This is a genomic window from Stieleria maiorica (assembly GCF_008035925.1).
GTDB classification, from domain to species: domain Bacteria; phylum Planctomycetota; class Planctomycetia; order Pirellulales; family Pirellulaceae; genus Stieleria; species Stieleria maiorica.
Genome location: NZ_CP036264.1, coordinates 5,586,810 through 5,598,815 on the forward strand (window position 1 = coordinate 5,586,810; position 12,006 = coordinate 5,598,815).

The 12,006-nt window shown below is 60.7% G+C and carries 7 protein-coding genes; 5 read left to right on the forward strand and 2 right to left on the reverse strand.

Going from position 1 to position 12,006, the window contains the following annotated elements:
* The first annotated feature begins 34 nt into the window (after nt 1-34).
* Nucleotides 35-778, forward strand: coding sequence for a HEAT repeat domain-containing protein (locus tag Mal15_RS18990; RefSeq protein WP_233902883.1), 744 nt, complete (start codon nt 35-37; stop codon nt 776-778).
* A gap of 352 nt (nt 779-1,130) precedes the next feature.
* On the opposite strand, the gene Mal15_RS18995 is transcribed toward Mal15_RS18990, so the two are convergent.
* Nucleotides 1,131-3,803 carry a PSD1 and planctomycete cytochrome C domain-containing protein gene (locus Mal15_RS18995; protein WP_147869215.1) on the reverse strand — a complete coding sequence of 891 codons (2,673 nt, stop codon included), beginning with the start codon at nt 3,801-3,803 and terminating at the stop codon, nt 1,131-1,133.
* Between the two features lie 265 nt (nt 3,804-4,068).
* On the opposite strand from Mal15_RS18995, the gene Mal15_RS19000 reads away from it, so the two are divergent.
* The 4 genes from Mal15_RS19000 to Mal15_RS19015 all read left to right on the forward strand — a co-directional run bounded on the left by Mal15_RS19000 (nt 4,069) and on the right by Mal15_RS19015 (nt 9,038).
* Complete coding sequence (locus tag Mal15_RS19000) at nt 4,069-5,100, forward strand: hypothetical protein (RefSeq protein WP_147869216.1); 1,032 nt, start codon at nt 4,069-4,071, stop codon at nt 5,098-5,100.
* Nucleotides 5,101-5,617: 517 nt separating this feature from the next.
* On the forward strand, nt 5,618-5,890 hold the full coding sequence (locus tag Mal15_RS19005; protein ID WP_147869217.1) for a hypothetical protein: 273 nt from the start codon (nt 5,618-5,620) through the stop codon (nt 5,888-5,890).
* Between the two features lie 73 nt (nt 5,891-5,963).
* On the forward strand, nt 5,964-7,364 hold the full coding sequence (gene aroA / locus Mal15_RS19010) for a 3-phosphoshikimate 1-carboxyvinyltransferase (RefSeq protein ID WP_147869218.1): 1,401 nt from the start codon (nt 5,964-5,966) through the stop codon (nt 7,362-7,364).
* Nucleotides 7,365-7,571: 207 nt separating this feature from the next.
* Entirely contained in the window at nt 7,572-9,038 is a 1,467-nt protein-coding gene (locus tag Mal15_RS19015) for a sulfatase-like hydrolase/transferase (RefSeq protein WP_147869219.1), read from the forward strand.
* 334 nt (nt 9,039-9,372) lie between these two features.
* On the opposite strand, the gene Mal15_RS19020 is transcribed toward Mal15_RS19015, so the two are convergent.
* Entirely contained in the window at nt 9,373-11,826 is a 2,454-nt protein-coding gene (locus Mal15_RS19020; protein WP_147869220.1) for an ATP-dependent helicase, read from the reverse strand.
* Between the last annotated feature and the right edge of the window lie 180 nt (nt 11,827-12,006).

Consider the following 12,006-nt stretch of genomic DNA (forward strand, 5'->3'; position numbering starts at 1 on the left):
ACGGCATGCCCTCTCACCAACCCTGCAGACTGACATGACGCAACATCATCGCTTACGCAACCTCACCTGTGGCGGCATCGCCGCAGTCTTCTGCGTGCTGGCGTGCGGGTGTCACGACGGACCGCTGTATGGCCTGAAACGCATCAACCCCTACTATTCGATGCGGGAATGGAAACGCGACCGCGAATTGGGGGTCACCGATCACCAGCGACGTGAAGAGCTGGCATCGTTGGCCGGGCAGATCGGCGACATGAGTGCCAAAGAACAGGCGAAGTGGGCGCCCCACCTGGATCGCATCCTGGGAAACGATCCCAGCCCCGAAATGCGGCGATTGTCGATTTTGGCGGCTGCCGAATTAAAAACACCCGGTGCCATCGAAATGATCGAACGCGGACTGGATGACGAAAGTTTGAAAGTCCAGATGGAAGCCTGTCGTTCACTCGGCAAGCGACGTGAACCGGAAGCCGCCCAGTTGCTCGCTTCCACCCTGGGAACGACCCCCGAATTGGATGTGAAGAACTCGGCGATCGCGGCACTGGGGAATCACAAAGGAACGATTCCCGTCGAATCCCTGCGGCTGGCGCTGGAGGACCGTGATCCGGCGACCATCGATCTGGCGATGAAAAGCTTGAAAGGCGTCATCGGCAAGGACTACGGCAGCGATCCCAAGCAATGGATCGCGGCGATCGACGGACAGGCCGCGCCCACCGACGCCACGGCAGAATCCGAAGACGACGTCCGCGTCGCCGCCGAAGACGACGGAGCGACTTTGCGGTAGCGTTTCCGCCCGCCAGGAATCCTCGTAGCGGAACTCAGCAACGGCTTGTCGATTTCACCAAGTTTCCAAACGCGATGTAATCATGCCGGCCCGACGCGTTAGCGAGGGGCCGAACATTGCCCCTCGCTTACCGGGCTGTCGATTTAATCGCAACCGAAACAAGAGTGAGCCGATGGCGCTAGCCACGGGCCTCGAAGGGCGATGCTGGCACCGCTAGGCCCGCGGCTAGCGCCGTCGGCTCACTAAATCGACAGGCCGTTACGCGTCGGGCTGGCATAGGGAGCAAGGCGCCGGAAAAACCGAAAGCCTCCGCGGCTTCCGCTACCAACCGCATGCTCGCACCCGAAGTGTTTTAGTCGACGAACATGAATTCGTTGGACAACAACAGCGTCTGAGCAAGTTGCGCCAAACGCCCCAACGGTTCTTGATTGACTTGTTCCAAGGGCCCAGAAAAATCGCGCTTCGAATCGCCTTCGAAGTACTCGCCGCCGTCGCTTCGCAGCGAGATCTGACAGCGCAGGAAAAACGAATCAAAGCTATCGGAATCGCGCGGAGAAACCACGAAATCGACGGTTTCTCCCGCAGTGACGTCGGCACTGAGATGACGGAACGGTCGATTGTTACTCTTTTGGTCTTCGCGCCAGATCCGTTTGTCGCCCACCCAAATCGCCAGCTGGACGCCATCGCCTTTGTCATTGCGATGGCCGACCATGCCGCTGATCGACACGCGTCCACCCGCCGGTGCCGTCCAGCGCCGGACGACGGCGTGTTTGGGACCCGGATGCCCGTTCTCCTCACCGATCGAAGCGTAACCGTACTCCGATGACGCGGGCAGTTTCTCTTGATCCTGCCACGACGATCCGCTGAAAACCGGCAACGGGCGGAACTCGGTCACACGGCTTTCGGTGTCCACGGGCGTCGTTCCGTATTGCCATGCCGATCGCGGATCAAATTGTTGCGGTCGCTCGCCGGCCGGTTCCTGTAGGAACGCGATGCAGGTGTCGCGCTCGATCGGCGTGGGAGACCGCGAAAGCAGGCGAACGAACATCTGATCGACCTGTCCGTCGAGGCCTTGTCGGCCGTGTCTGATCTGCCGGGCGACGGAGCGGGCGAACACGCCAATTTGAGGGTGGTTCATCAAGAACAACGCTTGCTGCGGCACGGTGGTAAAGAACCGTTTCGGCGTGTGCGCGTCGGGGCTGGCGACGTCAAAGGTGCGAAACAGCGCCGGCAGGTTTTGTCGGTCGATCATCGCGTACAACGTGCGTCTGGGGCTGGGCGATGCCAAATGGATCTCCACCGGCGGTCCGCCGACGGTTCGATCCAACTGGCCGCACACCGCCAGGACCGAATCACGCAACGATTCGAAATCACGTCGGCGACGATTGCCCCGGGCCGCCAATCTGTTTTCCGGATCCGCTTGCAACGAACGGTCGTCAGCAGGCTGTGCCGATTGGGCGTAGATCCGCGAGGTCACGATTCGTCGGACCAGTCGTTTGACGCTCCAGTGCTCGGAAAATTCCGCGGCCAATTCGTCCAGCACGTCGACCAACGGCGGCGCCTCGGTGCGAACTCCAAAGTCGCTGGTCGAATCGACGAATGGCCGCCCGATCAGATGCAACCAGATCCGATTGACCAGTACACGCGCGACCAGCGGGTTTTCCGGCGACGCAAGCCGGTCGGCCAGTTCACGTCGACCGCTGCCGTCATTGAACCGGGGTTCATCGGGTTTTCGCAGCGCGGTCAGGTACTGGCGCGGTGCCGTTTCACCGCGGTTGCCGGGTTGGCCACGCAAGAACACGTGGCTGTCGGCGGGTTTGGGTTTATCCACCAACGCTAGCGGGCTGGCGCCGTCTTCGGGCGTCTCACTGCTTTGCAGGATCCCCAACAAAGAGTAATAGTCTTTCGTCGGGATCGGGTCGAACTTGTGATCATGGCATCGTGCGCAAGCGACCGTCATCCCCATCAATCCGCGGGTGATGACATCGATCCGGTCGTCGATAGTGTCATAGCGATTGAGAAACCGGCGGCCGACGGTCAGGAACCCCATCGCGTCCAAGTCACCGTGTTCGTTGTTCGGATCGATCCGATCGGCGGCCAATTGCAATCGGACCATCTGGTCAAACGGAACGTCCCTCGCGAAGGCCCGAATCAACCAATCGCGATACCGCTCGCTGCCCTCCAGGCGGCGTTCTTTGCCGGCCAGCGCGTATCCGATCGTGTCGGCGTAGCGTGCGACGTCCATCCAGTGCCTGGCAAACCGCTCGGCGTACTCCGCCGAAGCGAGCAAGCGATCGACCAGCCGCTCCACTTTGTCGACCTGGGTCGAAGACGCAAACGCGGAGATCTGGTCGATGTTCGGTGGCAATCCGGTCAAGTCATGGTAAAGCCGCCGAATCAAGGTTTCGTCGTCACAGCGGGGCGATCGTGACACGCCCGCCTGATCGGCAGCCCGCCCGGCGATCGCATCAATCAAGTCACGGTCCTCGGGAGCCGGCGAAACCGAGTCGCGAAAACGTTGCGGGGGATTGAACGCCCAATGCGATCGCGGATCGATCTCCATCGGCGACATCTTTTTCGGCTGGGGCGAGCTGGACTGCCGGGGGTCGGGTGCCCCCATCCGCACCCAGTCCTCCAACAGTTTGATCTCCGCGTCATCCAGCTTTCCGGTCGGCGGCATTTCGTAATCCGCGTCGTCATAGCGGACGGCGCGGATCATCAAACTGGCTTCGGGGTCGCCCGGTACCAATGCCGGGCCGGACGTGCCGCCGCTGCGCAGTGACGCCGCGTCATCGACGAACAATTCGCCGGAGGATTCGCCGGCGGAGCGTGAATGGCATTCGTAGCAATGTTGGATCAGCAGGGGGCGAATCTTGGATTCGAAAAACGCTTCCTGGTCCGGATGGATCGCCGGCGTTTCGGTTACGGGCGTTTTGGTCGCAGGGGTATCAGCGCGAATCGAAGTCGGCGTGACGCAGCAAGCGACCGCAGCGATCACTGCGGCAAGAGCGGACGGGTGTTTCATTTCGGACGGTGGGCGAGGTGGTATGGAGGGGCGGACAGGATAACCACATCGGCCCGGAAACGCCAAACCGAACGCGAACTCCCCGACAGTCTTTCCACATGTCAAACTTTACCCAAGCGGCGCGTGTGGATCCGAAAATCGTCGACTCGCGCGTTCTGGAGTGCGGAACCGTTTTCCACCGGCAACTTCTTTCGTTAGCGTGTGCGACCGCTGTGACTGGGTCACGAAATCATCTCCACACGACATTTTTACCACTCGGACGCTGATGCCTCAGGACGAACTCTCTTCCGCCAACGAAACGGAATCACAAGTTACCGACACGATCGAAGAATCTGCGGAGGCAACCGACGCTGCCGCCGCCCCCCCGAGCGAAACACCGGACGCTGCACCGGAGGAGGCGATCAACGACGCCGATTTGGATGCCGCCAAGGCGGCCTGGGAGGGGCAGACGGATCCTGGGCAAACCGATCCGGATGCGGCGGGCGTCAGCGATGAAGACCTGCAGCGGGCGAGTGAATTGGCCGAGCCGTTCGTCGGGCAATGGAACCAGTTGATCAGCACCACGAACTGGGAAAAGGGCCGGATCATCAGCCAATGGCGCAACGAACTGATCCAGTCGGGCGTCGACGCGACCCAATACTCCGATGACGCTTGGTCCCGACGCGTCGGTGGTGTGACCGCGCCCCACGTCGGCCGGCTGCGCCGCGTCTATGAACGGTTCCATGATTCGTACCAGAGCTACCAGGGGTTGTACTGGAGCCATTTCCTGGCCGCCCTGGACTGGGAGGACGCCGCGATGTGGCTCGAGGGCGCCGCGAACGAAAAGTGGAGCATTTCGGTGATGCGTGAAAAACGCTGGCAAGCCGAAGGAGCCGTCGACAGCAAACGTCCGACGGAAAGCCAAATCGTGGAAGTGGACACCGACGAAGACGTCACGTTGCCCGCCCAAGGCGACGGCAAGAGCCGCGAGTACGACAACGACAGCGGCGGTGTCGAATCCGGCCCGACCTACGAAGGCCCCGACTTCGGCGACGAAGAAGAACTTCAAACGCTGGCCGGACAGAATCAGGACGGCGAAGCAGGCATTCGTCCGGATGAAAATGAAAAGGAGACCGAGGCGCCGGCCGCTCCGGTCCAACCGTTCATCGGATTGCCATCGCTGCCGAACGATTTGAACGAAGCCGTCGAATCGCTGAAGCTGGCCATCCTGCGACACAAAGCGGCCGAATGGCGCGACGTCGAAGTCGATGTGGTCGAACGCTACGTGCAAGCGGTCGGAGTGCTGATCCGCAGCTAGCGGCGCGCTCCGATTCGATGTTCAGGTTCATCGTCGGTTCGCAAAACGGGGTGTACGACGTCCTTTCGAGGTCGTCGCGCGGAGCGTGGGCTGCGCGAAACCTCGATGCTGCGGTGGTTCAGCATTGACGTGAAATCATTCGGCGATGGATGGTCGATTCACATCAGCCATCGGGCGACGAAACACCAGTGACATCAGCCGATTCGCGCGAGCGTTCGGGCCCCAAAGCCTTCGGGCTCCAGCGTTTATGGAGGCCGTAGGCTGGCGCCAAACGGCTGATCCCACGAGGGTTTCGCGGAATCGAAAACGGCAAAATCCTACGAACGAAAACGCGAACCAATCGAACGATTTTTTTTCCCGAATCTGACGATTTTTGCTCAAGTCCGCCCTTCCTCTGGGGTGCCTTTTCCTGCGACGCTTGACGCTCCAAGGATCGCGCCGCATGAGGCGGCCGATTTACGATGCCTTCCCTCCGCATCCTTTTCCTTTTCTCGACCACGTGGGACGACGGATCGTCATGCCAGAACTGACCGAACTTTTTGCCGTTGTGGACGCGCTCGCCCTGCCGATCCTCGGACTTTGGGCACTGCTGTCGACCAAGTTGTCCGTCGGCGAAGCGCTGCGCCGCGCCGAACGCCGTTTCATGATCGCGTTGGTGATCATCAGCCTGGTGACGTTGCGGACGGTGATGCGTTTGGATGACGTCTGGATAATCCACACGTTGACGCTGGCGTCGATGGTCTTGGGAGTCTTCACGGTGCCCAGCCGCGAAGGTGCCTTGGCGGTCTAGGCCTCCACTTTGCCAATTGGCGGCGGAACGCGATACTGGGCGGCTCCTTCTTGTCGCCTGCCCCGATATTGCCATGCCCGAGCATCCCGAGAGCCCCCCAACTGCCGAATCGACCAGCGTTTCCGTCCAACCGGGCGGGCCGACACGCGGGAAAATCCGTCCCCCGGGAAGTAAAAGTCTGACCAACCGGGCACTGATTTGTGCGGCGATGGCCAGCGGGCAATCCGTGCTTTCGGGAACGCTCCGCAGCGAAGACACGGCGGTGATGATTGACAGCCTGCGGATCTGCGGCGTGTCGATCAACGTTTCTCAGGCCGGGCGTATGATCCAGGTCGATGCGTCGACCCGGGATGTCAATTCAGACGCGCCCCACGAGCTGTTCATCGCCAACAGCGGCACTTCGATCCGGTTCCTGACGGCCGCCTTGTCGGCGGCCGGCGGGAATCACCATCTGTCGGGCGTCGAGCGGATGCACCAGCGGCCGATCGCCGATCTGGTCGACGCGCTGGCAGGCGTGCAAATCGGATCGATCCAAACACAATCGCCCGGTGGATGCCCGCCGGTCGCGATCTCCTCGCGCGGTTGGAGCGACCAACCGGTTTCGGTCGGCGGCAGCGTCAGCAGCCAATACCTGAGCGGGTTGATGATGGCCGCGCCGGTCGCCCTTCAAACCCGACGGGCGCAGTCCGGTCGTGACGCTTCGTCTGACAGCATCCGAATCGATGTGATCGGCGAACTGGTCTCGCGGCCTTATGTCGAAATGACCGCTTCAGTCATGCGTTCCTTCGGCGCAAACGTCGCGATCGAAGACGTCGACCCCGACGCGGTCGATTCGGTTTCTCTGCGAGTCATTGTGTCCGGCGACGGTTACCGCGGAACCGAATACGCCATCGAACCCGACGCTTCGGCGGCCAGTTACTTTTGGGCCGCCGCGGCGATCACCGGCGGCGAAGTCACTGTGTTGGGGCTGGCCCCCGATGCGATGCAAGGCGACGTCGGATTCTGCCGCGTGCTGGAACAGATGGGTTGCACGTTCACCTCCGATGCCGACGGCATGACGATCTCCGGTCGCGCGTCGCGTGGGATCGACGTGGACATGAATCAAATCAGTGACACCGTCCAGACGCTCGCCGTGGTGGCCTTGTTCGCTGACGGACCGACTCGTGTCCGAGGCGTCGCGCACAATCGATTCAAAGAAACCGATCGCATCGGCGACTTGGCTTGCGAGCTTCGTAATCTGGGCGCGACGATCGAAGAACACGACGACGGGCTGACGATCCATCCGCCCGAACAGGGCGTCACCCCGGCCACGCTGGAAACCTATCACGACCACCGGATGGCGATGAGTCTTTCGCTGGCGGGACTCGCCGCCGAAGGCGTCCGCGTGCTGAACCCCTCCTGCACCGGAAAGACCTACCCGGAATTCTTCGCCGACCTGGAAACGCTGATCGGACGTCCACACCGCTGGTGCTAGAACGTTTCAAGTTTCAGGTTTCAGGTTTGCTGGAGTCCGTCCAACATTTTCTTGTCACCCATTTTCTTGTCCGATTCTATTCTCCCACCTCCCACCTCCCACCTCCCAAAGATTTCCCGCGTTTGCCGCTACTGTGTGTGACTTCGACTAACGTATAATCTCGTTCGTCAACCTGATCCCTTGTCTCACACTTTCCGGCTGGCCACTATGCAACGCCTCTTCTTTTGCCTGCTTGCCGCGTTCTCTTGGACTCTCGCTCCCGCGCCGAACGTCGCACCGAACGCTGCGGCGGACGAGCCACCGAACATCGTGTTCATCTTTGCCGACGATCAGTGTTTCGACACGATCGCCTCACTGGGCAATTCGGAAATCGAAACGCCGAATCTGGACCGGATCGCGCGGCGTGCGACCACGTTCACGCACGCCTACAACATGGGTTCCTGGTCGGGGGCCGTTTGTGTGGCTAGTCGCATGATGCTCAACTCGGGACGGTTCCTGTGGGACGCCGAACCGGTCTATCAAACAGCCGAACAGGAACGTGAAGCGGGGCGATGGTGGAGCGAATACATGAAGGCAGCCGGATACCGCACCTACATGACTGGCAAGTGGCATTGTCGTGCCAGTGCCGAAAAGTCGTTCGACGTTGCCCGCGATGTTCGTGGCGGCATGCCCGACCAAACCTCGGCCGGATACAACCGCCCGCTGGTCGACCCGGAGACGGGAGAAGTGACGGATCCCTGGTCGCCGAGCGATCCGAAGTTCGGCGGCTTTTGGGAAGGCGGCACGCACTGGAGTGAAGTCGTCGCCAACCACTCGGTCGACTACCTGAGCGAAGCCAGCGCGATCGATCAGCCGTTCTTCATGTACCTGGCGTTCAACGCGCCGCACGACCCACGTCAATCGCCGGCCGAATATGTCGCCAAGTACCCGGTCGACGAAGTCAAATTGCCGGAGAACTTTCTTCCCGAATACCCGTATGCCGAAGCGATGGCGGCGGGCAAAAAACTGCGGGACGAACGCTTAGCTCCGTTCCCGCGCACGGCCTTGGCCGTCCAGACCAACCGGCAGGAGTATTACGCGATCATCACACACATGGATGCGATGATCGGCCGAATCCTGGACGCCCTCCAAGCCAGCGGAAAAGAGGACAACACCTGGATCTTCTTCACCGCCGACCACGGTTTGGCCTGCGGTCAACACGGGCTGATGGGAAAACAAAACCTGTACGATCACAGCGTCCGAGTGCCGTTGATGGTGGTCGGGCCTGGGGTGGAAGCGGGCCGCAAGATCGATCACCACGTGTACCTGCAAGACATCATGCCGACAACGCTGGAACTGGCCGGCGTGAAGAAACCCGAACACGTCCAATTTCACAGCCTGTTGCCGATCCTGGCCGGCGAAGACAGCCCGTATGACGTCGTGTACGGCGCTTATCTGGATAAGCAGCGCAGCATCCGCACCAACCGGCACAAGTTGATCGTCTATCCGGCAGCCAACAAGATTCGTTTGTACGACTTGAGTTCCGATCCGCTGGAAATGAACGATGTGGCGGCTTCACCGCAGTACGCGGCCAAGATCAAGCGACTGTTCTCACGTCTGGAAACGCTGCAAGCCGAGATGAACGACGAACTGAACCTGGGCAAGTTATCGCGCTACACCCGATCGGGTTCCTGAGTTGATCATCGCTGCGATCGGAGAAATCAAAGGGATCAGGTCTGAATGGCACGGGCTTAGTGAGCCGACGGCGCTGGCCGCGGGCCTTGATACGCCTTCAACACGGCGGTGAGGCCCGAGGCTAGCGCCTACGGCTCAGCGTATTGGCTTAAGCCCAATACCGCTAAGTTAAGGCCGAGGGAGAAGCCCGGACGCTGGCGCGAACCGGCTGATGTCGGACGATGATCAGCCGTTTGGCGCGAGCCTACGGGCCCTCCCCGCAGGAAACAACGCTTAACTTAGGACGTGTCGAAAGGGGACGGGCCCGGAAGGGCCGTCGTCCTGATCGGTGCGTTTACCCGACGACTTCCAACTTGGCGAATGCGAGTCGGAAATTGTGCTCTCCGTCGGCGAATCGGACCCTTGCCATGCGTTTGGGGCCGAGGCCGCTGACGGCCAGGATCGTGCCTTCGCCGTAATCGAAGTGCCGCACCGTCGTGCCTTCGCGGAACGCGGACAGAGGAGGCCGTTTGGCGGACATCAGGTCCGCCGCCGTTTTTAATTTCCCGATGTCCGGGATCGAGTCGGATGCGGATGTCGCGGCCGCGGGTTCGTCGGCGACGGCTTCAAACGCGGCCGTCGATTCCTTGGTTTGCCGTGACGGTTCATCGGACGGTTCAAAACCATCGTCTTGGTTGATGTCTTGATTGACATCTTGGTTGGCACCGAAATCGAACGACACGTCGGCTTGGGCGTCATCGCCGATTTGAATCGCAGGCAAATCCCAATCGCCGCTGCCGCTTTGGTCGATGTGGGAATCGAAAAAGTTGCGTTCCACGGCCGACTCGATGCGTTTCATCTCCTCCAACGGCAACTCGTTCAAGAACGGGCTGGGAATCACCGGCCGGGTGTCGCCGCGGATCATCCGCCGCTTGCAACAACTCAGTTGCAACCATTCTTTGGCACGCGTGATCCCGACGAACAACAACCGCCGTTCCTCTTCGAACTGCGCGTCGTCTTCCTTGGACCGTTTGTGCGGCAGCAGATCGTCTTCGACACCGACGATGAACACACGCGGAAACTCCAACCCCTTGGACGCGTGCAACGTCATCAACGTGACCCGCTGGTCGTTCTCTTCAAAGGCGTCGGTGTCGCTGACCAGGGCGACTTGTTCCAAGAACGCCTCCAGCGATCCGTCGTCGGGGTGCCGGCGGTCAAAGTCGACGGCGGCACTGATCAATTCGTCGACGTTCCCCAGCGGGCTGGAATCGTCCGATTCATCGGATGTTTTTTCCAGGTACTTGTCGTACTGCGACTCCTGAACCACGAACCGCATCAACTCCTCCAGCGGCGCGGTTGCTCGGGCGGCGATTCGATCATAGATCGCGACGAACTTCTGGACCATCGTCACGCTACGTTTAGCCAGCGACTCGATTTCCTCGGCACGGCGAGCGGCTTCCAACATCGGGACGTTGTGTCGGTCGGCGAATTCTTGCAGCCGCTGGACCGTCTTGGCGCCGATCCCGCGTGTCGGCGTGTTGATCACGCGTGAGAGCGCGACGTCGTGTCCGGGGTTGTTGACCAGATGCAGGTAGGCCAAGACGTCCTTGATCTCCTTGCGTTGATAGAATTCGACCCCGTTGACGATTTGGTAGGGAACGCCGCGACCGCGGAGGGCGTGTTCGAGCGAGCGGGTGAGCGAGTTCATGCGACAGAAGATCGCGAAATCGTTCGGCCGCGCACGGTCCGACGCGATCGCGGCGACGATTTCGTCGGCGATCGAATCGGCTTCTTCATAACCGTTTTCGTACCACCGCAAGATCACCGGTTCGCCTTCGTCGTTGTCGGTGAACAGGTCCTTTTGTTTGCGGCGGCGGTTGTGGCGGATCAACTGGTCGGCGACGCGCAGCACGTTGGGTGTGCTGCGATAGTTTTGTTCCAGCCGGACCGTTTTGACCGCGGGGTAATCCTTTTCAAAATCCAGGATGTTGTTCAGGTCCGCCCCCCGCCAACCGTAGATCGATTGGTCCGGATCGCCGGTGACGGACAGATTAGGATGATCGATCGAAAGCGCCCGAACGATCGCGTACTGCGCCAGGTTGGTGTCTTGGTATTCGTCGACCAGGATGTAGCGGAACCGCTGGTCCAACTCCCCACGCAGTTCCGGATTGTGCCGCAGCAGGTTCGCCACGTGCAGCAACAGGTCATCAAAGTCGACCGCGTTGGCGGTCAGCAATTGACGCTGGTAGACGGGATAGACTTTCGCGGCGACGGTCTCTTTGGGCGAAAGCATCTGCCCCTGCATGACCTCCGGCGTGACCAGTTTGTTCTTGGCCTTGCTGATCACGCCGGCGATTTGATCCGGCGATGCATGCGTCGTCGAAACGCCGGCCGCTTCGATCGCACGCTTCATCGCCTGCTTGGAGTCCGAGGTGTCGTAGATCGAATAATTCTCTTGCAACCCCACCATCGACGCGTAGCGCCGCAGCAATTGCGCACAGAAGCGGTGGAAGGTACCCATCCAGACGTTTTGCCCGGGCGCGAGCTTATCCAAACGCAACCGCATTTCGTCGGCCGCCTTGTTGGTGAACGTCAGCGCGGCGATCTGCCAATCCGGGATGCCCTGGGACAACAGATACGCGATGCGGTGCGTGACCACCCGTGTTTTTCCGCTGCCCGGGCCCGCCAAAATCAACATCGGGCCATCGACATGCTGGACGGCATCGCATTGCGGGGCGGTTAATTCGCGGAGCAAGGCGTGATTGTTGTGACCAGCATCGTCGCGAGCAGCGCTGTCGGGATCATCCATGGCGGGGTCGATGGCGTGAACAGAAAATCGTAAGAAACGCCATCATCATAGCGAAGGGCGACGCCGAGACCATGACGCTGAAATCGCCCGCCGGCGACTACGGGGCGGCCGACGAAGCGTTACAATCAGGGACAGATCGACACGCGACCCTCTGGCCCAATTCCCTTTGAACCCTCCGCC